Source organism: Peptacetobacter sp. AB845 (assembly GCF_047528295.1).
Taxonomy (GTDB): domain Bacteria; phylum Bacillota; class Clostridia; order Peptostreptococcales; family Peptostreptococcaceae; genus Peptacetobacter.
Genome location: NZ_CP180001.1, coordinates 880,098 through 905,365, shown reverse-complemented (window position 1 = coordinate 905,365; position 25,268 = coordinate 880,098). Strand labels below are relative to the sequence as shown.

The 25,268-nt window shown below is 30.8% G+C and carries 18 protein-coding genes; 2 read left to right on the top strand and 16 right to left on the bottom strand.

Going from position 1 to position 25,268, the window contains the following annotated elements; translation table 11 throughout:
- Window positions 1–37: 37 nt before the first annotated feature.
- From ACK2WO_RS04375 to rpoN, 15 genes are all read right to left on the bottom strand, one after another.
- Window positions 38–1,426 carry a ribonuclease R family protein gene (locus ACK2WO_RS04375; RefSeq protein ID WP_414698500.1) on the bottom strand — a complete coding sequence of 463 codons (1,389 nt, stop codon included), beginning with the start codon at window positions 1,424–1,426 and terminating at the stop codon, window positions 38–40.
- A 67-nt stretch (window positions 1,427–1,493) separates the two neighbouring features.
- Window positions 1,494–3,626: a ribonuclease R gene (rnr, locus tag ACK2WO_RS04370; RefSeq protein ID WP_414698499.1), complete on the bottom strand. Its 2,133-nt coding sequence runs from the start codon at window positions 3,624–3,626 to the stop codon at window positions 1,494–1,496.
- Between the two features lie 333 nt (window positions 3,627–3,959).
- Window positions 3,960–4,184: a preprotein translocase subunit SecG gene (gene secG / locus ACK2WO_RS04365; protein WP_006439755.1), complete on the bottom strand. Its 225-nt coding sequence runs from the start codon at window positions 4,182–4,184 to the stop codon at window positions 3,960–3,962.
- Window positions 4,185–4,355: 171 nt separating this feature from the next.
- Window positions 4,356–4,886, bottom strand: coding sequence for a hypothetical protein (locus ACK2WO_RS04360; RefSeq protein ID WP_414698498.1), 531 nt, complete (start codon window positions 4,884–4,886; stop codon window positions 4,356–4,358).
- A gap of 12 nt (window positions 4,887–4,898) precedes the next feature.
- On the bottom strand, window positions 4,899–5,603 hold the full coding sequence (locus tag ACK2WO_RS04355) for a hypothetical protein (protein ID WP_414698497.1): 705 nt from the start codon (window positions 5,601–5,603) through the stop codon (window positions 4,899–4,901).
- A gap of 1 nt (window position 5,604) precedes the next feature.
- Window positions 5,605–6,297, bottom strand: a complete 693-nt coding sequence (locus ACK2WO_RS04350; RefSeq protein ID WP_414698496.1) for a hypothetical protein — start codon at window positions 6,295–6,297, stop codon at window positions 5,605–5,607.
- Window positions 6,291–8,678 carry a helicase HerA domain-containing protein gene (locus tag ACK2WO_RS04345; protein WP_414698495.1) on the bottom strand — a complete coding sequence of 796 codons (2,388 nt, stop codon included), beginning with the start codon at window positions 8,676–8,678 and terminating at the stop codon, window positions 6,291–6,293. Before ACK2WO_RS04345 ends, ACK2WO_RS04350 begins: the two co-directional genes overlap by 7 nt.
- Window positions 8,679–8,690: 12 nt before the next feature.
- Window positions 8,691–11,525 carry a hypothetical protein gene (locus ACK2WO_RS04340; protein WP_414698494.1) on the bottom strand — a complete coding sequence of 945 codons (2,835 nt, stop codon included), beginning with the start codon at window positions 11,523–11,525 and terminating at the stop codon, window positions 8,691–8,693.
- 1 nt (window position 11,526) lies between these two features.
- A complete protein-coding gene (locus ACK2WO_RS04335; protein ID WP_414698493.1) occupies window positions 11,527–12,372 on the bottom strand; it encodes a hypothetical protein in 846 nt (281 codons plus the stop codon).
- Window positions 12,373–12,728: 356 nt separating this feature from the next.
- A complete protein-coding gene (gene gpmI, locus ACK2WO_RS04330) occupies window positions 12,729–14,261 on the bottom strand; it encodes a 2,3-bisphosphoglycerate-independent phosphoglycerate mutase (protein WP_414698492.1) in 1,533 nt (510 codons plus the stop codon).
- A 67-nt stretch (window positions 14,262–14,328) separates the two neighbouring features.
- Complete coding sequence (gene tpiA, locus ACK2WO_RS04325) at window positions 14,329–15,072, bottom strand: triose-phosphate isomerase (RefSeq protein ID WP_118549319.1); 744 nt, start codon at window positions 15,070–15,072, stop codon at window positions 14,329–14,331.
- A 45-nt stretch (window positions 15,073–15,117) separates the two neighbouring features.
- A complete protein-coding gene (locus ACK2WO_RS04320; RefSeq protein ID WP_040410359.1) occupies window positions 15,118–16,317 on the bottom strand; it encodes a phosphoglycerate kinase in 1,200 nt (399 codons plus the stop codon).
- A 280-nt stretch (window positions 16,318–16,597) separates the two neighbouring features.
- Complete coding sequence (gene gap, locus ACK2WO_RS04315; RefSeq protein ID WP_006439749.1) at window positions 16,598–17,605, bottom strand: type I glyceraldehyde-3-phosphate dehydrogenase; 1,008 nt, start codon at window positions 17,603–17,605, stop codon at window positions 16,598–16,600.
- Window positions 17,606–17,666: 61 nt separating this feature from the next.
- The gene (locus ACK2WO_RS04310; protein ID WP_178411469.1) at window positions 17,667–18,689 is read right to left on the bottom strand and encodes a sugar-binding domain-containing protein; all 1,023 of its coding nucleotides are present in this window, start codon (window positions 18,687–18,689) and stop codon (window positions 17,667–17,669) included.
- A 536-nt stretch (window positions 18,690–19,225) separates the two neighbouring features.
- The gene (gene rpoN, locus ACK2WO_RS04305; protein WP_414698491.1) at window positions 19,226–20,581 is read right to left on the bottom strand and encodes an RNA polymerase factor sigma-54; all 1,356 of its coding nucleotides are present in this window, start codon (window positions 20,579–20,581) and stop codon (window positions 19,226–19,228) included.
- A 316-nt stretch (window positions 20,582–20,897) separates the two neighbouring features.
- On the opposite strand from rpoN, the gene ACK2WO_RS04300 reads away from it, so the two are divergent.
- Window positions 20,898–21,440, top strand: a complete 543-nt coding sequence (locus ACK2WO_RS04300; RefSeq protein ID WP_414698490.1) for a GNAT family N-acetyltransferase — start codon at window positions 20,898–20,900, stop codon at window positions 21,438–21,440.
- Between the two features lie 21 nt (window positions 21,441–21,461).
- Window positions 21,462–22,349, top strand: coding sequence for a cation transporter (locus tag ACK2WO_RS04295; RefSeq protein ID WP_414698489.1), 888 nt, complete (start codon window positions 21,462–21,464; stop codon window positions 22,347–22,349).
- A 244-nt stretch (window positions 22,350–22,593) separates the two neighbouring features.
- Here the strand turns inward: ACK2WO_RS04295 and ACK2WO_RS04290 are convergent, their stop codons facing one another.
- Complete coding sequence (locus ACK2WO_RS04290; RefSeq protein WP_414698488.1) at window positions 22,594–25,098, bottom strand: cell wall-binding repeat-containing protein; 2,505 nt, start codon at window positions 25,096–25,098, stop codon at window positions 22,594–22,596.
- Window positions 25,099–25,268: the final 170 nt, after the last annotated feature.

Sequence of the window (25,268 nt, the reverse complement as noted above, 5' to 3'; positions counted from 1 at the left end):
AATATTGGCTGTTGTAAAATTTTACAACAGCCATTTTTTATCTCATCAAATATGATTCTTGAATTGCTCTATATATTTTTCTATAATAGTTTTCTGCTTCTCTTTCAGCCCTATCAGCAGTTCTCGACTTCAATGTGCTTATTTCAGCAACTTCCTCGATAAAGCTTCCATAGTGCTGTCTTCTAGCCTCTGTCATTCTTCCATTCAAATAATCCTTAATTATCCTGTGTATTTGAAGATCTGGATACCTTCTAATCGGTGAAGTAAAGTGACAGTAACAGTTTGTAGCAAGTGTGTAGTGCTCTGTGCAAGAGCTAGAATATCTCGCCTGTCTATTTGCCTTCCTAACTATACACTTCAAAAGCTCCTCAACACCTTCATCAGGAACGCTATTTATCATCCTCTGAATGTCTAAAGGTGTTATCTCGTCTAATTCAATTTCTCTAAGCCCTAAATCATAAGTAGTTATAAATGTAGAAGGGACTTTATTTTTATTTCTATGTGGATTTTCTAGGATTCGATAAATAAAAGGAATTTCCTCATTTACAAAATGCTTTGCTACAGTTTCATTGGCAACTATCATAAACTCCTCTATTATAATATTTGCAGCCCTTCTCTCCTCTGTAATAAGGTCGATTGGAATTCTATTTTCATCCAAAATAACCCTCTTTTCTGGAGTATCAAAACTTAAAGCGCCTCTTTTCATCCTTCTATCTCTCAAAATTTGTGATAATTTATCAGCCTCTTCAAAATCCTGTATAAAATCTTTATACTGCTCCATTAACTTTTTATCTTTATTTTCTATAATATCCGATACATCGTCGTAATTTGTTCTTAGATGAGATGCTATCACACTTTCACAAATCCAATGGTTTACAGTTCGTCCATGCTTGTCAATTTCCATTAATACAGATAGAGTTAGCTTCTCCTCTCCTTGATTTAAACTACATATCCCGTTTGAAATCTCTGGTGGTAGCATTGGAATCACTCTATCATTAAGGTATACAGAAGTTGCTCTTCTTCTCGCCATTTTATCAATGCTACTGTACTCTCTCACATAATGGCTCACATCTGCAATATGAACTCCTAAAATATAATTCCCATTAAAATTCTTGTTTATACTTATTGCATCGTCCAAATCCTTAGAATTTTTTCCATCTATTGTAAAAGTCTTTAAGTCCCTCAAATCAACTCTTTTATTTATCTCGTATTCAATTCGTTCATCTGAAAGCCTGCACGCTTCTTTAATTATTCTCTCGTCAAATTCTTCATCTATCCCAAATTCACTCACGTCGAATTTAGATATTTTCAATCTATTTTTTAGATACTCAGATTCCGCAGATTTTGAATTTTCCTTAGAAGCTTCTGATACAGGTCTTCCATCTTTTATTAATTTTTTTAGTAGGTTGCCATTTTCTGAAATCATCTCAAACACCTCCCAAACAAATTACTTTCGATTTAATATATAGTTCTATTTTCTATTAAATATAGTTCTAATATTTTTTAAGTATCTTGAAGTCTATTTCTTTTCTGTCTATATCTACGTTTACTACTTTTATTCTTACAGAGTCACCTATTTTGTACATTTTCTTAGTTCTTTCTCCAAGGACACAGAAGTTTTCTTCGTCGTAATTGTAGTAGTCATCTCCCATATCGGCAAGTCTTACAAGACCTTCAACGCTGCTAGGTAGCTCTACAAATATACCGAAGTTTGTAACCCCTGAGACAGTACCGTCATATTCCTGACCAATTCTTTTTTCCATGTATACTGCTTTGTAGTAATCGTCAACTTCTCTTTCTGCAACATCTGCTGCTCTTTCCTGTTCAGATGAATGGTCTGATGCATAAGAAACAACTGCTTCAAAGTGAGCCTTTGCTTTTTTATCCATTCTTCCATTTATCACTTCTTTTATAATTCTGTGTATCTGAAGGTCAGGATATCTTCTTATTGGAGAAGTGAAGTGGCAGTAGAATTTAGCTGCTAGACCAAAGTGACCTTCACAGTTTGGAGAATATCTCGCCTGTCTTAAAGATCTAAGCATTATTGCACTTATTGCGCTTTCTTCTGGTTTTCCAGCTATCTTTTTAAGGACAGTCTGTAATGCTTTTGGATGAACTTCCTCATCTTTTCCATTATTTACCTTGTATCCAAAGCTAGATATGAATTTTCCTAAAGTAGCCATTTTTTCATCAGATGGGTTTTCGTGAATTCTGTAGACAAATGGCATTGTTAACCAGTAGAAATGTTCTGCAACAGTTTCATTTGTAACAAGCATGAATTCTTCTATCATTCTGTTTGCTATTCTTCTTTCGTAAGGCTCTATATCAACAGGGATTCCCTCAGAGTCAAGTACTATCTTAGATTCTGGGAAGTTGAAATCTATAGCTCCTCTTCTATCTCTTTTATCCATAAGTATTCTAGCTAGTTCCTCAGCTGTTCTAAAATCATCTACTAAGTGAGCAAATGTTTTGCATAATTTTTCGTCATTTTTTTCAAGAATGTCAGACACTTCTGTGTAAGTCATTCTCGCTTTTGAATCTATCACAGTTTCTCTAATATCGTGGTCCACAACTGTACCATGTCTGTCTATTTCCATTATTACAGAAAGTGCAAGTTTATCCTCGCCCCGATTTAAACTGCAGACACCGTTAGATAATTCCTTTGGAAGCATTGGAATTACCTTATCTACTAGATAAACAGAAGTTGCTCTTTTCAGTGCTTCTTTGTCTATTTTGCTGCCCTCAGTTACATAATGGCTTACATCTGCTATATGTACCCCCAGTTTGTAGTTTCCATTTTTTAATTTTTCTATAGAAACAGCATCGTCTAAATCCTTAGCATCATCGCCATCTATTGTGAATATATTCCAATCTCTTAAATCAAGTCTTCCTTCAAAATCAGCCTCTGTTGGAGCAGTTATCTGTTCTGCCTCTCTCTGAACTTTTTTAGGGAAATCATCAGGTAAATTATTTGCCCTTACAATAGAGTCTATTTCAACGTATCTATCTCCCTTTTTCCCTATAACCTCAGTTATTACACCTTCAGGTTTTTTGCCAGCTCTTGGGTATAAAGTTATCTTGCAGACAACTTTGTCTCCAGTAGTTGCGCCGTTAAATCCTGATTTTGGAACATATACATCTTTTGTAAGTCTCTTGCTATCTGGAACGACAAATGCAAATCTTGCATCGCATTTCTGGAAAGTACCTACAACCTCAGTTATTTCTCTCTTAACTATTCTAAGTATTTTTCCTTCTGCTCTTCTTTCATCAGTCGCTTCCTTTATAACCTCTGCAACTACCCTATCTCCATGCATTGCAGTTTCTACATAGTCTGCTGGAATGAATAAGTCCTGTACAAATTCTTCATCTGATTCAACAAATCCAAATCCTTTTTCGTGTGCGACAAACTTTCCAACAAAAAGTCCTGCTTGTTCTGCAGACATTATTTTGTTCTTTTTAGTTCTAACTACATATCCATCCTGCTCTAATTCTTCTATGAAGTTGTAGAACATTGGTCTTTCTGATGTGTGTATGTCAAATATTTTTGCTAGTTCTTCCATTTTTAGTGGAACGTATCCAGGTTCGTTTATTAAACCTACTAATTGTTCTTTTAATCCAGGTATCATAGTTATACCTCCTTCTTTTTTTCTCTAATTTATATTATTTACTACATATATATCTTTATTGATGTTTACTATATTATACACCTTATTTAGTTTTTGTAAGCTAAATCTGTGTTATTTTGTTTGTTTTATTAAATTTTTTGAGAATTTTTTTATTTATTGTTTATTTTGTTATTTCTCAATATTATATAATAATTTTCAAGATATTAATATATTTTATATTAAATATTTTTAAAATAAAAATACCGTCAACATCTAGTGACATCAACGGTATCTCTAACTTCAAAATTAAATTTAATTTTAAAATCCTCTAGTCTAGCAATGGCCGGTTGCAGACTATTTTGTAACTATTATTAATGCTAGTGCATTTAAAAAGAATAAAACTGACACTACTTTAGTTACTTTGTTTAAAAATGCCTGTTTTCCCTTTGGTTTGAAGTATGTCTGATTTCCTTCTGCTCCATACTGAGAAGGCATAGCAGTTTTATTTTCCTGTGGCATTATAACTATTATTAAAGCTATACCAAGTGCAACCTGTAACGCCATTAAAACATTAACCATACTGTTCCCTCCTGTTTATCGAATATATTCTTACATTTTAGTGTAACATACATATATTTAAATTTCAATAATTTACGCACGATTAACAGATAAATACAGAATATTTATAAAAAGTTAAAGCAAGAAAATAATTAATATCTTCTTGCTTTTTCTATTTCACAAATAAATTTATTAATTTTTAATATCTTTAATTCTATTAGTCTTATCCCTATAGTATTTTGCTATCATACCTTCTTCTAAAATTTTATTCTCTGCATTAGTTTTTACTTGATTGTAAAACAAATCTTTTTCTGGATAAATATATAAATTCCAACTATCTATTTTTCCCAAAACTAAACTGTTTTTTACTATAACTTTATTTTTATAGTGCTTTATTTTTATATTTCTACCTTTTAAATATTCTCCTACAATATCCTCTACTTCTTTCTTTTTCCAACTACTTTTTGATACAGAATCGTATTTTTTTATATTCCCTAAAAATTTGTCAATATCTATATCAGTTCCTTCTTTTGATAATACGCATACATCAACATTAGTAACTCCTGATATATACGAGGATACCTCTTCCCACCAATTCATAAAATCATTATCGAATTTATAGAAGTCATCGCCTTTAAATTTTATCAATTCTATCTTATTCTCTCTATAATATAAAGTTTTTATTGTATCATCTTCAATTATAAACATACATTTATAAATCATTTAATTTTCTTCCTACTTTCTCATTGCTATTTCCATCATTTCATCAATTCTTTGTTCTATACCATCCTCATCCAAATCTGGATTTACTTCTTTTAAATATTCTTTTAAGACCGGAGTGAACTCTTTATTTTCTGAAGAAGTTAATTCTCCTTTTAGATATTTCGATAAATTTAAAGCTACACCATGCTCTTTAAATTTATCAATAAGATCATTTATTTCTTTAGCACTAAAACCTTGCTTTGCAGCTTCGACTATGAAATCCATCTCCACATCTACCTTTTTGTTTTCAGAAATACCAGATAATAATATCCCTGCACCAACAGCTGAACATACAGCCTTTTCTTCTTTACTCATTGAATTAAATTTTTCCTTATCTAATTCGATTTCATTTTCCACATATTTTATGTACTCTCCAACTGTATCAAAATCATCTGGCTTTTTATCACACTCCAGAGCTTTAGCACCTAGTTCTTCAGTATTATCATTTGTAGATATTCCTAATAATTTTGATACTACCTCAACTATTTTAGATACTGTGTCTACTATATTAATTACTTCACCTATCCCTAAATCAGGAATTTTAGAGATAATTTCACCAAGTTTACTTATAGCTCCTCCTACTATTCCACCTAATTTAGCACCAACTGATGCTATACATGAACATACAGCACTTGCTCCTGACATTACTACACTACATACTGCTCCTAAAAATGACATACTAATCCCTCCTTGATATGCATCTTAAAATATCTCTTGCTTCACCCTTTAAACAAATCTCTTCTTCTTCACTAGATATAAGATTTAAAATAGTTCTTCTTATTTCTTCCATGCATACATCATCATTTTCCTCGTATAATAGTTTTGTTAAATAACCTGCTACTATTTCCAAATCTTTTATTTTAGACTTATTTTCTATATACTCCTTAAATTTAAATCTACTTTTTCTTGACTCTACAAGATTTTTATACTCTTTTACAATTATTGCGTCTTGTAAAAATTCAATATAATTATCAACTTCCTCAACCGATGGCTGATTTTTAAACATTTCCATTCCTAAAAATACACCTGTTTTATAATTTTCTTGGTAAAACTGAAGTGCTTTTCGTCTTATTATTTTATCTGATATCAAATTATCTCCAGTCGTATTTGTTGCTGTATCAATTTGTACTTGAAGAGCTTTATCCCATCCTTGTGTAAATACAATTGCTCTTCCTACATCAAGCGAAGACATAAATTCCTTTTGTTCTTCTTTTAATGCCATGGTATTTCCTATAGCATCCTTATCATCTTGAGCAAATATTTTATGTACTATCTTTGTATTTGTATTCTTTAATATTTCTGAAGTAAGTTTATTAGGTATCTGATCAACTATAATAAGTGATTCTCCATATTTTCTTACTTCTGCTAACATATCAGTAAATACTTCGACTCCTTGTTTTTATTCAAACTATCACCTGGTTCATACTTGCTAAGCAATCTGTGTGCTTCTTCTACTAAAGTTATATGCTTAAACTTACTATCTTTATAAAAATTAGCTTTTATTGCTTCATTTAGATTCAATAGTATAAATCCCATAATTAAAGATTTTTCATTAGCATTTTTTATTTCTTCAAGTTCTATTATTACTTTTCTATTTACGAGTTCCTTAAAATTAATTGATCTTTTTGTATCTAACATAAGACCTTTTGAACCTACTGCCAATCCCTGTAATCTTGCTTTTATAGAACCAATATAATCTCGTTTTAATCTTTCATCAAATCCCTGACGATTTACAACATCTTCGGTTTTACTTATAAGATCTGATATTGTCGGAAATGCATATACTCCGTCTATAAATGGGTACTTATATTTCATATTTTTATTAGTAGCTATATTCCATCCCAAATCCTCATAACATTCATATATAGCAGACTCTATTATCTGTGGTATTGCAGCCTCCATATCAAAAGATGCTTCTATACATGCTTTTATCATATCAACCCTAGATGATATATTCTCATGTTCATAGAATTCAAACGGATTTAATCTAAACGGAGCTATGTTTTCCTTTCCCAAAGTAAATATAATTATATCATTATAACTTTCAGTAAGTATTCTATACTCTGTCTTAGCTGGCTCTATTACCATAAATGGTAAATCACTAGACATTAATATATTTTGACATGTTGTAGTTTTTCCACTACCAGTTACACCTGTTATAAATGTATGCTTATTAAGATTATCTTTATCAATATATACATCTATATCCGTTTTATTTCCACTTTGTACAAGTTTCCCTATTTTTATTTTATTTTTATCATCTATATCTTGTTTAAAGTTAAGTCCAAATTCAACCTCTTCTTTAAGAGATAAACCTACAACTTCTTTCTGAGGTAATCCAGCTATGATACTCAACTCATTTGTCGATATCCAATTTGCATATTTAAAATCCCCTTCTTTTTTATATTGAGATAAAACTGCCATAGGAACTTTGTTATTTAAATTCTTGTCATTTTTTAAGTCCAATTTAGGTATTTGGAAATTTTTGTAATAATCAAGATAATTATTATTTTCTATATAATACATTTCCAAAGTAACTTTATTTCCCTTCACTCCAGAGTATAATGATTTCATTGTATTACCTAACTTCATTAAAGTAGCCTTATGATTAGCCGAAAGTATAGTAGTTGTCATAAATGTACCCTTGCTTTTACCATAGTCTATTCTGGGTATAACCACATCATCCAAATACTTAATCCATTCCTGAGCCTCTCTATCAGCATACTCTAATGTCTTATTTTCGCTAGTTGTTTCTCCTACAGTTACATTTTTTGAATTTGTTATACCTTTTGATTCACTTTCTCCATAATTATTACTGTATGAAAAAGTTTCTGTCTCAGTTTTTCCCTTATTAGTTCCTTTTGAATTACTGCTACCATTCGTTTTGCTTGAATTTTCTCCACTCGAATGATTAGTTGAGTTGTTACTTTCATTTTTGGTTTTACTCTCACTTTTATTTTTACCTATTGTTATAGAATCATTTTCAGTTTCTGTTTCTGTTTCACCTTCACTCTTTGCAGTACTTTTAGATTTAGAATCATTTCTACCTTTATTCTTTGAACTTCCAGATGTTTCACTTGTTCCTTCTGATTTAGAATCTGATTTACTATTTCCTATCTGTATAACATCCTTTGATTTATAAGAAATAGCCGAATACGCTTCATACAAATACTTCTCAATATTTATTATATCATCTTTATTTAATGGAGATGCTATTATAGATACACAAAACTCATCTCCTAACATTACATCAACAAGTCTATCTACACCTTGAAAATTTTCATTATCTTCATTTATACCTGGCACACCTTCAACTACACTATGATAATTGAAATTATTTATTTTTTCTTTTAGTTTATATTTTGCAGTATTTTCAACATTTTTTACTTTACTTCCTCTAAAATTACCCGTTATACTAGGCTTAAGTATATAGTTACCAACTTCAGATACATTTAATTCTAACTCTTTATTTTTACTAAGATCTCTTGCTACTCCAAAATAGAAATTAACACCCACTCCATCCCCAACTATTAGATATATGAAATTTATCCCATCTATCCTCATAGCACTAAGAACATTTTCAAGTGCTTCTTTTCTAGGAGCTTTTTCTTCAAAAGTAAGTTCCTGTATATGATATAAGTAAAAATCATTTGGTAAAAACTCTTTAGCCTTCTCTAGATTTAGATTATTCTTTATAAGGTAGTGATTTCTACTATCCTCAAGATATTCAAGATATTTATTATTTTCTTTCATTTATAGTCACCCTTAATTTAATTGTATTTTTACTACTTCTGTTAAGTATTCATTATTTTTTATTCCTTCTTCTTTTGCAACTACATACTCTACTTCTGTCGGAGTTATTGGTCTTAAATATACAAATACATCGTTATCTTCAAAAGTTTCTTTTAATCTACATTTTATTCTCAATACATCTGATATAGCTAAACTATTCGTACTCGCTTCAGGAAGAGAAGTATAATAAATCTCAAAATCTTCTTCGTATGCATCAGTAAATTCAACCCACTCGTTGTACTTACTTTCTGTAGATATAATATACTTAAATTTCTTTCTTCTATTTTCTCCAACAAAGAATCTAAATTTAGCCTCTTTGTTTTCCTGATTCATATTTATAACTTTTATTCTTCCACCAGGTCTACTTTCTACAATACCAAAAGCTACTCCAGTTTTTCCTGTAGGTTTTTTGAAATTATCTCTACATACTTCAATACCTAACTCTTCTTGTAGCTTATATGCTTCTTCTGTTCCAAGAGGTGGGAATACTTCAAATATTTTATTTTCTTTTAATTCTTTCTCTAAGTTAGATTTATCTTCTACATTTATATTTGATTTTATTATTTCCTCAGACTCTCTCTTTATATATTCCTCAAACATTTCTCGTACTATATCTGATTTACTTGAGTTCCCTGCTAAGAATATATTTATTTTTTTCACGTCACTTATCTTTTCATTATCAAATGCCATTCTAAGTGATTCGAAGAAGTTTCTAACCCCTTTCTCTATTCTTTCTCTTAATATATCCTCCAATTCTTTCTCATCTATTTTTAATTGGAAGTTTGTTACTATATTTCCATTTTTATCAAACATATTTGTAGCGATTATTCCCTTAGAATATTCCTCTTTATAATTATCTTTTCTTTCCCAAAGAGGTCTTAGTTTTTCCATCACGTGTCTCATATTTATTTTTGCTTCTTGTGATTCACTTAAAAGCACTTCACTTCCTGGGAACTTTTTAGATTCTGGAGGAAGTAAAAATGTTATATTTTTCTCTCTTAAAATATCCGAATTTTTCTTAAGTAATTCAAATGCCATAAGCTCCAATAAATTTTCTCCGCCTAGATACCTATCTCCACCTGCTCCAAAATGTTCAATCACGAAATCATATTTTCTTTCTCTTTTTCCGTTTGCTTCTCTAAATATACCAAAGTCAAAATCTGTAGTTCCGCCACCAAAATCGAATACACCATAGAATATATTTTCTTCATCTTCTGGCTCAAATCCATATTCTTGAAGTGCCGAAATAGCATATGCTGCTGGTTCACTAGCTCCTTCAGATACCCTAAACGATTCCATAACCTCTTCATCTTCTATAATTTGACTCGGAAGAGATTTCTTTATTCCTCTTTCAAATGACTCTACTACTTTATCTTTCACTTCCTTCTCATACGTAATAGGGAATGAAAGTATATAATCTAAGTAAATTCCATTGTGCATATTATTTATATACAAACCTAAGTAATAGGCATAAATCTCTATAGGATCAAAATCGCTACCTTTTATTTCTATAAATGGCGGTAAATCATATATTTTCTTATTTTTATCTCTTATTCTAATTCTTTTATTTTTTCCACTACACCACTGCTTTAACTCACTAAAATATGCATAGTATTCATCACTTTTACTATTCATAAAACTTGAAAATGCAGTATGAGATATTGTTACATCTTCCCATTTTGTTTTTGGTCTTCCTTCTGCTGCCTTGTAGTCTTTTTCAAATTCATCAAGATTTATAAATTCCATAACAGTTGGATTTTCATAATGTTTACTATCTATTTTCTTTCTAAACTGGCCTATCCCAACTCTCATAGGAAGAGTATACTCGCTGTCTTCTTGGTGTACTACCACAGTACTTTTTGTACCAAAATCTATCCCTACTACACCGCCATATTTTATATCCGCCTTTGGATTTCTAGCAATCATCGGTGTTTCTATAGGTATTTTTACATAATCCTCGCTATCCTTTACAGTATATAAATCCCAATGTCCTCTATTTGGATCAGTAAGTATTTTTTCATCATATTCTTCAATATCGGCTCTTATCTTATCACATTCTAATAGATAATTCTTTTCTTGATTTATTTTTTCATCTGAAATTAATTCTTTTATTTCAGATGAAGCAAATATTTCGGTAAATTTCTTTTTATTTATAAATATAGAATTTTCATCTACATCTATAACATCATATTTTGATAAATTTTCTATTATTTTATATTCTTTTTCTAAACTAGTTTCCCACGGAATTAATTTGTTTTTTATCCATATTTTAAGTACATAATTTTCCTGTAATCGCTTGTCTTTTTCTTCTATTAATGTACATGTTGGTATAATTAAATATGCTTTATCATTTCTATCAAGAACTTGTATTGGAGTAAGCTCAACATTCATAGATTTTATATTCCCATTTTCCTCATACGATAATAAAGACGTTTCTGATGCATTACCTATTAAATCTATATATTGAATTCTTTTAGACTTAAGTGCTATTTTTAAAGTTTCTTTCTTGTTCATAATTCTCCACTTAAAGTTTTTATTTAAATTCAATGTATTATATATATCTTTTTCTATCTCGTATTTATTTCTTTCAGCTCCATAATAATTAGCTATTCTATTTTTAGCTAGATTTAAATACATAGAACCATTTTCTACATCATAATCATATTCTAAATTATTCAGTTTTACTATTTTATTATTTGAATTTATAAGTCCTATAGCTTCTTTTAACATCTTAGATAGAATCTTATTAAAATTATTAATATATTCCTCAACATCAACCTCTATAAAATTAACATCCTTTGTAAACATATTATTTTCTTACCTCCACTAATGATTTTTTTTCTATTCTACCCGTATTATTATTTATATATCCTTCTAATATTACATTGCTTATCTTTCCACTTACACTACTATCCCATAATCTTACATGCAAATCATTGTCAAACTCATCCCCTATACTAGTTTCCATTCTTGAGTATATTTTCTCATTGTATAATTCATTATATCTATCGAAAAAGTATGTAAAAATATTATTTACTTTATTTATATCTTCTATATCATTTTCAATAATTTTATTTCTCATATACTCCCAAAGCATCTCAATATTTTGATACTGTATTCCTCTGAATAAGAAATTCTCTACTCCATCATCACCGTATATACCCTTAAGTTCTTCCCTTGTTTTTTCCACTAATAAGTTATATACCCCATAAATTTCTTCAAACTTATTATATTTTCCATTTAACAAATCTATCTTCTCATTTAATATTTTATTTTCATAATTTAATTTATCAGTCTCTCTATTTTTTATGTTTAATAGTTCCTCTTTTTCATCAATTATTATTTTTAGCTCTTTATTTTTATTTGAAATATCATTATTTTTCTTCTCTAATCCATATTTTTCTCCTTCTAATATTTCAATCGATTTTTTGCTTTCTTCTAATACTATATTTAATTTGTCTATTTCTAAATTTTTAACATTTAATAATTCTTTTAAATTTCTTATTTCTTCTATTAGCTCACCATTAGAAGAAGAATCATCCTTTTCCACATTTATTTTTATTTCAGCATCCGAAATTATATCAATTAATTTTTTTTGGACTAATTCATTTTCTAATGATAACAATAAATATTCTATAAACTCATATTTTTTCATTTTAATCATTCCTTATACACTTTGATATTGTATTTTTATAACTATTTATAGTATAACATTTTTTATTTAGAATTTCACTTCAATGTATAATTAATAACTTTCTCCAAAAGAAAAAGAGCCACTGCAAATTGCAATGACTCTATCCGTTTATATTAATCTTTGTCCTTGTATAGATAAAATTTATTTGATGGATAAATTTTAAAAGTTTTCTTATTTTATTATATTTTTTATGTAATCTATACTCGGATAAGATATTAATATCTTTTCTTTTAATTATTCAATACTCAAACATTCAATTAAATACTCAAATCGAATTTTCTAAATCTCAATTCAAATTTTCTAAATCTCAATTCAAATTATCTAACTATTAGAGAGTGACCAGTCATTTCTTTTGGCTGTTCCATTCCCATCATGTCAAGTACTGTTGGAGCTATGTCTGATAATCTTCCGTCGTCAAGAAGTTTTGCTCCTTTAAATTCTTCTCCAGCCACTATAAATGGAACTGGATTTGTTGAGTGAGCTGTTACAGTTTTTCCTGTTTCAGGATCTGTCATAAGTTCAGCATTTCCGTGGTCAGCAGTTATTATTAGGCTTCCACCTTTTGCTATTATCTTATCAGCTAATTCTCCAACACATTTGTCAACAGTTTCAACAGCTTTTACTGCTGCTTCCATGCTTCCTGTGTGTCCAACCATGTCTGGGTTTGCGAAGTTTACAACTATGAAGTCGTATTTATCTTCGTTTAATTTTTCTTCTACATTTGCAAGAAGTTCATTTGCAGACATTTCTGGCTGTAAATCATAAGTTGCTACTTTTGGAGAAGGTATTAATAGTCTGTCTTCTCCTTCGTTTGGTTCTTCTACACCGCCGTTGAAGAAGAATGTAACGTGAGCATATTTTTCTGTTTCTGCTGCTCTTAACTGAAGTTTTCCGTTTTTAGCTAGGTATTCACCTAGTGTATTTACAAGAGTTTCAGGTTTGTAAGCTACATTAACATCGTCGTTTATAGCTGCATCGTATTCAGTTAAGCATACGAAATATGTATTGAAGAATTCTCTAGAGAATCCGTCAAAATCTTTAACAGCTATTGCTTTTGTTATCTGTCTTGCTCTATCTGGTCTGAAGTTGAAGAATATTACAGAATCATTTTCTTTTATTGTAGCTACAGGTTTACCGTCTTTTTCGATTACTGTAGGTACTATAAATTCGTCGTTTATATCATCTGCGTAAGATTTTTCTATAGCATCTAATATACATTCTGATTTGTTTCCCTCACCTTTAACCATTGCATTGTATGCAAGTTCTACTCTTTCCCATCTGTTGTCTCTATCCATTGCATAGTATCTTCCTGATACTGTTGCAAATTCACCGACACCAGCTTCTTTCATAGCTTCAAGAGTTTCTTTAGCATATCCTATTGCACTTCTTGGATCAGTATCTCTACCGTCTGTAAATGCATGTACATATACTTTTTCTACTCCTTTTTTAGCTGCCATGTCTAAAAGACCTTTTAAATGTTCTATGTGAGAATGTACTCCACCATCAGATAATAATCCCATTATGTGTAGTGCATTTTCTTTTGCATTTTCCATTGCCTGACAAAGAACTTCATTAGTGAAGAAATCTCCGTCATGTATTGATTTTGTTATTCTTGTAAGTGGCTGGTATACTATTCTTCCTGCTCCTATGTTTGTATGACCAACTTCTGAGTTACCCATCTGGCCATCAGGAAGACCTACATCTAGTCCACTTGCTCTCATTAAAGTACATGGATAATCTGTAGATAATCTATCTAAGTTTGGAGTTTTTGCTGTGTATATAGCATTTCCGTCGTGTTCTTTAGAATATCCATATCCATCCATTATTACTAATGCTACTGGTTTTTTCATATTTATATCTCCTTAAAAACTATACTCTTAAATCTATCACTTATCGTAATTAATCTAATAGTAGTAATTAGAAGTTAAGTAATGCAAGGAAGTCTTCAGCTTTTAAGCTTGCTCCACCAACTAATGCACCGTCTATATCGCTCTGAGCCATTATTTCAGCTACATTTGCTGGTTTAACAGAACCACCATACTGTATTCTAACTTCTTCTGCTAATTCTCCATATAATCCTTTAACAACTTCTCTTATGTAAGCTATTACGTCGTTTGCCTGTTCTGAAGTTGCAGTTTTTCCAGTTCCTATAGCCCATATTGGTTCGTAAGCTATTACAACTTTAGCTAAATCTTCTTTAGCTACATCTTTAAGAGCTGCTTCAACCTGAACTTTAACTACATCTTTAGTTTTATCAGCTTCTCTTTCTTCTAATGTTTCACCACAGCAAACTATTGGATCTATACCAACTTCTAAAGCTTTTAATACTTTTTTGTTTACTGTTTCATCAGTTTCATTGAAGTACTGTCTTCTTTCAGAATGTCCTATTATAACATAGTCCATACCTATTTCTTTAAGCATTGCTGGTGCAACTTCTCCAGTGAAAGCTCCGTTATCTTCAAAGTGCATATTCTGAGCACCTATTTTTATATCAGTACCTGCTACTGCTTCTTTAAGGTCTTTTAATAATGTGAAAGGTGCACATATAACTGCTTCAGCTTTATCTGGGCAAGTTTTTCCTTTAACTGCTTCAGCGAATTCTAAAGCTTCTTTTATAGTTTTATTCATTTTCCAGTTTCCTGCTATTATAGGTTTTCTCATGTTTTTATTCCTCCAAAATTTTATCTATTTTATAGTATGTTCTTCTTATTTTGCGTCTAAAGAAGCTATACCTGGTAATTCTTTTCCTTCTAAGAATTCAAGAGAAGCTCCACCACCTGTAGATATGTGAGTCATTTTATCTCCGAATCCCATCTGGTTAACAGCTGCTGCAGAGTCTCCACCACCTATTATAGTAACGGCTTCTGTTTCTGCCATAGCTTTTGCTACTGCTTCAGTACCTTTTGCGAAGTTTTTGAATTCGAATACACCCATTGGTCCGTTCCATACAACTGTTTTAGCTGCTTTAACTTCATTAGCGAATAATTCAGCAGTTTTCGGTCCTATATCAAGACCTTCACAGTCAGCTGGTATATCTCTTCCTTCAGATATCATTGGAGTTTCATTTTCTCCAAATTTAGCAGCGTAAGTTACATCTATTGGTAATAATAATTTAACACCTTTAGCTTCAGCTTTAGCCATCATTTCTTTTACGTAATCTATTTTATCTTCTTCACAAAGTGAGTTTCCTATTTCATGTCCCATTGCTTTAAGGAATGTATATCCCATTCCTCCACCTATTATAAGTGTATCAACTTTGTCTAATAAGTTGTTTATAACACCTAATTTATCAGAAACTTTTGCTCCACCTAATATTGCAACGAATGGTCTTTCTGGAGTTTCAACAGCTTCTCCTAAGAATTTTAATTCTTTCTGTATTAAGTATCCGCAAGCTCTTTCTTCTAAGAATTCACCAGCACCTACTGTTGAGCAGTGAGCTCTATGAGCAGTACCGAAAGCATCGTTTACAAATATTTCTGCAAGTGATGCTAATTCTTTTGAGAAGTTTTCTTCATTTTTAGTTTCTTCTTTTCTGTATCTTGTATTCTGAAGTAATATTACCTCTCCGTCTTTCATTTCTGCAGCTGCTTTTTTAGCATTTTCTCCTACTACACAGTCGTCTGCAGCGAATTTTACTTCCTGTCCTAACATTTCAGATAATCTTTTTGCTACTGGTGCTAAAGATAATTCTGGTTTTGCTTCTCCCTTTGGTTTACCTAAGTGTGAGCAAAGTATTACTCTAGCATTGTGGTCTATAAGGTATTTTATTGTTGGTAGTGCACCATTTAATCTGTTTTCATCAGTTATTACACCATCTTTTAGTGGTACATTGAAGTCGCATCTTACTAGAACTCTTTTACCTGCAACCTGTATATCTTCGATTGTTTTTTTGTTAAGCATTGACATAAGTAATTTCTCCTTTTATTTGAAGTATTTTTTTAAAGTATGACTTAATCACACTTCCCTATTATAAATATACCATATTATTTATATTTTATGTTTATTATTTGATTTTTCCGTATTTACAAAAAAAGCCCGAGTCCGCAGTAACAAAACTACAAACTAGGACTTTTTTCGTCTGAAGTACATTAATAACTCTGTATGTATGGGGGTACATACATCATATTAAGGTTTAAATGTATTCAAGTTTTATATTATAAAGTGTATATAGGTTAACAATTTTAAATTATTTGCTTAATCCTGCAAAGTATCCTAATGTTCTTATTAACTGAGAAGTGTAAGACATTTCGTTATCGTACCAAGAAACAACTTTAACTAACTGCTGTCCGTCTACTTCCATAACTCTTGTCTGAGTAGCATCGAATAATGATCCGTAGCTCATACCAACTATATCAGAAGATACTATCATGTCTTCGTTGTATCCGAATGATTCGTTAGCTGCTTCTTTCATTGCTGCATTTACTTCTTCAACTGTAACTTTTTTACCTAAAGTACAAACTAATTCAGTTAATGAACCAGTTACTACTGGAACTCTCTGTGCAGCTCCGTCTAATTTACCGTTTAATTCTGGTATAACTAAACCTATAGCTTTTGCAGCACCAGTTGTGTTAGGAACTATGTTTCCAGCTGCAGCTCTAGCTCTTCTTAAATCTCCTTTTGGATGAGGGCCATCTAATGTGTTCTGGTCATTAGTGTAAGCATGTATAGTTGTCATTAAACCTTTTTCTAAAGTGAATTTGTCGTTTAATGCTTTAGCCATTGGAGCTAAGCAGTTTGTTGTACAAGAAGCACCAGATATAACTGTTTCTGTACCATCTAATATATCACTGTTTACGTTGTAAACTATTGTTTTTAAATCTCCTGTTGCTGGAGCTGATATAACAACTTTTTTAGCACCTGCTTTTATATGAGCTTCTGCTTTATCTTTTGAAGTGAAGAATCCTGTACATTCAAGAACTATATCAACGTTTAATTCTTTCCAAGGTAAGTTTTCAGGATTTCTTTCTGCTGTTACCTGTATTTCTTTTCCGTTAACTACGAAAGCACCTTCTTTAACTTCTATTTCACCATTGAATCTTCCCTGTGCTGTATCGTATTTGAATAAATGTGCAAGCATTTTTGCATCTGTTAAGTCATTTATTGCCACTACATCGAATTTTTCTGGCTGTTCCATCATCTTTCTTAATGCTAATCTACCTATTCTACCAAAACCATTTATAGCTACTTTTACCATGTCGCTACCTCCTAAAGTTAATTAAAAATTTTATTTTTGCGGCTTTACCGTAATTATATACTTATTTATATTCAAGTATTTTCTGAGCACTAAGCTCATCTGTTATAAGAACTAAGTTCTTGTTTATTTCAGATACTGCCATGAAAGCCTCTACTTTTTCGACTCCGGCAAATATCAAAATATTCTCTTTTACTTTTGTATAGGTTTCAAGATCTATACCTACTGTACTAAGTCTGTGTACCACATTTCCATTTTTATCGAAGTAATAACCAAAAGCTTCTCCAACTGCTTTATTATTGAGAATAACTTTTCTCTGATTTTCATCTAAATTTCTTCTCTCTGCCATTGTGTCAGCTCTTCCTATACTGAAAACTAATATATCTGTCTCAGTTATATGCTTTAAAGTTCTTCTTATATCTGGAATCTGTGCTAGAGTTCTCATAGCATCTTCTCCAAGCTCGTCTGGAATATGAAGTAGTTCATAATCAGAGTGGATATTTTTTCCTAACATAGCTGTTATGCTGTTTGACTGAGTTTCAACCTCTGTCCCAACACTTCCTCTAGCAGGAACTACCAGCGAATCACTGTATTTTTTTTCTGTTTTCACAGCATCTGCAAATTCTAGCATTGTTGTTCCACCAGTTATCGCTACCTTATCTCCATCTTTTAAGACACTTAAGAAGTACTCTGAGCCTTCCTTAGCTACATCTTTTAAAACTGTTTCGTCATCTTCGCAGTTTCTAGGGACAACTATTACTTTCTTGATTCCAAGCTTTTCTCTAACCTGTTCTTGAAGGTTTGTTATTCCCATTATATCGACCATAACATCTTTTAATTTTTTAAGAAGTTCTTCTCCTTCTTCTGTTACAGTCATTCCCGATACAGCTACATTTATCAGACCTTGCTCTTTTAAAAACTCTGTCTCTGTTCTTGCCACCCTTTCGCTTATTCCTAGACGATTTGAAAGAGTTCTTCTTCCAATTGGCTGGCTAAGAGATATTTGTCTGAGTATTATATACCTTTTTTCCATAAGCTCTATCGCATTTGGTATGAGCTTTTTCTGTATCTCTATTAAGTTTCTCATAATTACTCCTTCTTGCTTTTCTGACTGGGACTTTTTTCGTCCCCTATGTTTATTTCAGTCCCACAAGTTAATTTTATTGTATAAGATTTATTCATTTTTTTCAATACCTTTTTTGAAAATTATTAAAAGTTTTTTGCTTTTTTGCAAAAGAAAACGATATACAAAAAATATTGATTTTTTAAGCTTTTAGCTAATCGTTTTCCCTTTCTTCAAAAAAAATTTTTTCCCTATTTACTTGAGGAAAAATGTGCTTTTTTTACTCTATTAGTTTTTATAAAATCTATTACAATATTGTGGGAACAATTTTGACCCTCTATAGAAATTTTATCCATTTTATACACTTCTTTCAATACAAATAACTCTCTCTGGTATAAAAATTTTAAACAACTTATTACTAAAAAATTAAATTGCTAAAAAAATAAAATATTAAAAGTAAAATATAAAAAAGTAAAACCTCTAACAAAAAAATAAAACCCCAAATACAGATTTTTACTAAATCTATATTTGAGATTTTTATTCTTTTAATTTTTAAATTTTTAATATTCTTTTCTTCTGCTAGATGAAGGAATTTCCATCTCTTCTCTGTACTTAGCAACAGTTCTCCTTGCAACGCTAACTCCTTTTTCTTTTAAAATCTTAGAAATAGCATCGTCGCTTAGAGGTTTTTTCTTATTTTCTCCATCTATTATATCTCTAATATCTCTCTTAATTCCTGCACTAGATGCCCCTTCAGAAGAATTTTCTGTTTCTAAAGCTGCATTAAAGAAAAATTTAAACTCATAAAGTCCAAATGGTGTAAGCATATACTTTCCATTTACACCTCTACTAACTGTAGATTCGTGTATATCTAACTTATCAGCAATATCCTTCATCTTCATTGGTTTGATATATTTTTCACCTTTTTCGATAAACTCATACTGCTCTTCAACTATAGCCTCAGCAATTCTAAGTATTGTGCTTTTTCTATTCTCGATATTTTTGATAAGACTAGCTGCCGAATTTAGCCTCTCTTTAATAAATTCTTTTGCCTCTTTATCCGAATCCTTATCTTTAATCATATTCCGATAAAAATCATTTATCTTTATATTGTATACTTCCTTTTCATTGGTATGTACAAAATACCCACCGTCTACCTTATCTACGATAACATCTGGCTGAATGTACAAGCATCTATCGTTTGAACATGCTCTCCCAGGCTTTGGATCTAAGTGCCTTATAATCTCAATAGCTTCTTTGCACTTTTCGATACTTATCTTATATTTTTTTGCTATGTCTTTTAGCTTATTTCTGCCAATAAGCTCTAAGTCATACATTATTATATTTTCAACTATATTATTTGAAATCCCCATTCTTTCAAGCTGAAGTATTAAACACTCAGAAATATTCCTCGCTCCTATCCCAGGTGGGTCTAACTGTTGGACTATATCTAGGCATCCTCTAAACAAACTTGCATCCACATCTAACTCTTCGCAAATTTCCTTATCATTTATTCTAAGGTACCCGTCCTCGTCCAAGCTGTCTATAATATACTCGCAAATTCTCTTTTCTTCAGATGTAAGCTTAAAATATTTTAGCTCATCAATTAAACAATCATATAAATTGTCGGTACTCTTTATCATATTTTCAAAATCAACTGCATTCTCAGAACTATATGGTGCATCATTTTTATCTTGTCTAATATTGATAGATTCCATATTTTTTATGTATTTTTCCCAATCGATTCCATCATCATTTTTCTCAGCCTCTAAAAGCGGATTACTCTCAGACTCCTTTCTGATTTCCTCATCAACTTCCAATCTACTCATGTTTAAAATTGCAAGTGATTGTTTTAACTGTGCAGTCAAAACTAACTTTTGAGACTGGTTTAACTCTAAAGTATTTTTGAAATTCATACTATAGCCCACTCTTTCCTAAAATATTCTATATATATCCTTTTTTATTAATAGCCAACTTTTTTAAAAATCTTTAACATCTATAATTATATTATATAGCAAAATATTGAATTTCAGTATAGAAATTAATGAAATTTATAACGAGTTTTTATTCAATTTTTTTATATAAGGATAAATCTCGTATATAACTTATAGTTATTAATAGTACTTAATTACAATATATTTTTTTATTTATTATAATAACTTATGAAATATAAATTTACCATTCTTTTGTGATATAATTCTATTTATTTAATTTTTTAGTGGAGGTGATTGTATGAGAGTTAAGCCAAAAGAATTTGATTTAAATGGACACAAGTTGGTTCTTAGAAATGCAGAGGAAAATGAAGCTGGGATGCTTTTGAAATATTTAAAGCAGGTCTATGCAGAAACTCCTTTTTTAATTCAAGAGCCAGATGAGATAACTTTTACAATTGAAGACGAAAAAAAATATATTAGAGAAAATAACGATTCAGACTCAGATTTACTTATGATAGGCATGCTTGACGGAAAACACGTTGGAAATTGCTCACTTATGGGTAATCACGCTAGAAGACTTAAGCACAGGATAAGTCTTGGGATTGTTCTGTATCTTGAATATACAGGACTTGGTATTGGAAAAATTATGATTGAAGAAGTTTGCTCAAAAGCTAAAGAAGTTGGGATTGAGCAGGTTGAGCTTGAGGTTGCTGCAAATAATAGGAATGCTATTTCTCTTTATAAGAAGATGGGATTTGAAAAGGTGGCAACTTTGCCAAATAATATGAAGTACGCTGATGGTACATATACTGATGTGCATTTCATGGTGAAATATTTATAAAGTAATTCAAAGAGGTGTACAATGATAACTGAAAAAAAAGAAAAACAGATTTTAATGTTGTCCTTTTTATCTGGACTTTTATTTGCTATTGTAGAGTTTATTTTTGCTATTTACAGCCACTCTCAATCAGCACTTACAGATGCCGTATACGACGCATCAGAGCTTGTGTTTATCGCATTGCTCCTATTTTTAACCCCATTATTCCATAAACCTGTATCTGAAAAGCATCCATACGGGTATTTTCAGGTAGAATCGATATTTGTCATAATCAAAAGCGTTATGATGTTATCTGTAACTATGGGGGTATCTGCAGAAGTATTAGATTCTGCTTTATCAGGCGGAAATATTGTAAACAATGCGCAGGTTTCAATATTCCAATGTTGTCTAGGGGTAGCGAGTATTGTAATTTTCCTTATTATGAAAAGACTAAATCGCAACCTTTCTTCACCTACAATTGAGGCAGAGTTACTCGGTTGGAAGCTGGATATAGTGTACAGTATGGGTATGGCACTTGCTTTTTTAGTGTCTTTATACCTTAAAAAAACGCCACTTGGGTTCATATCTCCATACTTTGACCAGATTGTAGCTGTAGTTGTTATGGTATTTATGCTACCTGAGAGTATAAAAGTGCTGTGGAGAGCTGTTAAGGATGTCTTTTTATTCTCACCAAATAAGGTGTATATGGAAGAAGTAAAGTCAATCTGTAACCCTATTTTAGATGAGCACAACTTCCACCCTGTATTTTTTGATATTACAAAAACAGGACGCCACTTGTGGATCGCGGTTTATTTCCGTATTGAAGCTGCTAGTTTAGAGTTTGCTAACTTATCAAGTGCAATTGCAACAGTAAATGAAAAAATGCAAGAAAAATTCCAAGAATGTACTTGTGAGCTTATTCTTGTTCCATAATAATTTGTAAAATATGTATTTATACTACTTAATTAGAATATTTTATTTGAATGTATATATAAAAATCCCCCATCAAATTTAGATGAGGGATTTATTTTTTATTTAGCTATTTAGTTAGTTATTTATTTAGTTTTTTAGTTCCTATTTTATTTAATTTTTTCTATTAATTTCCTTTAATTTTTCTTTAATTTTTTTTCTTTAATTTTTTTCCTTTAATTTTTTTCCTTTAATTTTTCTTTAATTTCTATTTTTCAAAGTCAACATCAAACTTCATTCCACCAACCTGGATTGTATTTTTCTTGTTTAATATCTTGTTGTCTGATTTTCTTCCAACTAATACAAGTCCATCATCTTTAGCTATTGTTGAAGCTGTTAATGCATCAACTAAAGTTTCTCCGTTAGCAAAGTATAGAGTTTCTGATGCTCCGTAGAATTCGTTTATCATTTCTCTGTTAGTTTCGTATCTATCATCTCCTGCTATTCTTTCAGCTTTGTATTTTTTAACTATTGAATCGTTCATAACAGATTTTCCACCAACTACATAGTATGATACGCCAGACTGTCTGTCAGTACTTGAAGATTTTCCATTAGTTAATAGTATCGGAGCTTCTTCTCTTGCTGCAACTGATGATGCTGACATTGCATCGGCTTCACCCTTGAATCCATTAACTACGAATGCTTTTTTGTAGCTTCCTATTTCTTTAGCAACTAGTTCTGAAGTTTCAACTCTAGTTTTTCCACCAAGTCTTTCAACATTTACTTTTACGTTATTTTTCTTTAACTGATTTATAACTTTCTGGCTTATTGCGTTTTCTCCACCTATTATGTAGACTTTTTTCACTTTAGATAGTCTGTCCATAGTTGCTTTAGGTATAGAATCTTTCTTAACTAGAAGTATTGCAGCATCTTCTTTTCCTGCAAGTCCTGCTGCTGATAGTCCGTCAGACATTGTAGATGTTGCATTTACTAGTACTGCAGTATCATATGAACCAAGTTTGTCGGCGATTTTTCCTGCAGTTTCGTATCTGTCAGATCCTATTATTCTAGTGTGGTCGTATGTTGGATTTATTGGTTTTGATGGAGTGTATATGTATTCTATATTTCCATCTCCTTCAGGTTTATTTCCTGAAAAAGCAACATTATCAAAAATCACCTTTCCATCTAAGTCTAAATTCCCATTGTTTTGAAGAGAAATGTCACTCATATTAACTTCTGAACCTTCATCTGTGTTTAGTGATGCATTTTTACCAACAACAAGATTTCCTTCTCCTGATATATTTAATTTTCCTGATACATTTATTGCACCTTTATCTCCAGAGTTAGATTCTAATTCTAGTTTTATACCTCTTGGTATTATTATTGTAATTTCTTGTTCTTTACCTATATCTAACCCTGTTCTATCTCCTATTTTCATATCTTTTGAGATAACTATTTTATCATTTTTTTCTGCCCCTATGTTTCCTATTGCTGGATTTGTAAAAGCTTTTAATGCAGCTTCTGATTCTGGATAGAATGTTTTGCTTCCATCTTCGTTGTAACTATAAACATAACTACTATAATCTGATGGTCTTATATTTTCTTCCGTATCCCGCCAAGCCCAATAGTTTAATACTTTCATATTATCTGGAAAACGAACTATTGCATTATCTGTATCCACTGCAACTATCTTATTCTTGCCTAAATTAAAGTTATTATTTCTTATATCAAGATCTACTTTTGACAATCCTCCCACTTGTATATAATGCTGAAATAGCGAATAATCAATATTATTATTTTCAACTACAACATTTTCTGATCGTCCAAAATAAAGAGCCCCTGAATTATTTATATTATTTCTTCTTATTGATATGTCCGTATAAGATTTTAGATTATCTTTTGGAACAGTTATACATGTAGTCTCATCATTTTCTAATATTTTTATTTCTCCCTTATCATGGTATTTTTTCTTTACACTAAACACAGTATTTTCAAATATATTTCCTTCTACAATACATTTTCCATTAAGATTAGCTAACATTGTACGAAATGTTCCTTCAAAATGGTTGTTTATAAATTTAAATTCAGCATTTTCATTTTGATTTCCCATGTAAATACCAAAAGACCATTTTTTCACATTTGATATTTCACTTCCATTATTTGCATCATTAGTAAATAAACATTTTTCAATTTTTATATCTGCATCATTATCCTCTATTATATGCACTGCAACATTTTTTATATCCGCATCAACTCCATATTCAAACGTTACATTAGTTAAATTTATTTTATTATCTTTATTTTTACTACCTAAATTTAGTAAATGTTTTTCTCCATCTTGAACTAATTTAACATTACTAATGCTTCCATTAGTTATATCCATACTTCCTTTTATTCCATAATTATTTTTTCCATCTATTGTAATATTTTTATCTAAAGTTATATCCTCTGTTACATCAGCTAATAGCTCTATTACATCTCCATCTTTAGCTTTTGCTATAGCACCTTCATCTCCAATTAGAGAAGTATACTGCACATCGCCTATCTTGGCTACATTTTGAGTTACTGGATTTTGCGTATCTAAATTTTCGCCTGTTCCTTCTTGATTTGTATTATTTTGTTCAGGTGCAACCTCTTGAGACTCTTCTATTTTACTTACTGGCTTCACATTATCCTTACTTAATTCAGCTGCACTTACAACTCCATCAACAGACGGAATTAGCAAAGAAGCTGCTAATAAAAATGCCAATGCTTTTGATTTTTTCTTATTCATAATACTACCTCCAAACCTCAATATTAAATATCTTTATTTTTACAAATTAAAAAAGCACAGAAGAAACCATATTTTTTAATATAATCTCTCTGTGCTTAATTTCAATTCTATATAATTTTTCACATCAAAACTTAAATGTAGAAAATTCTTTCCTTTTTTCTTATATGTGT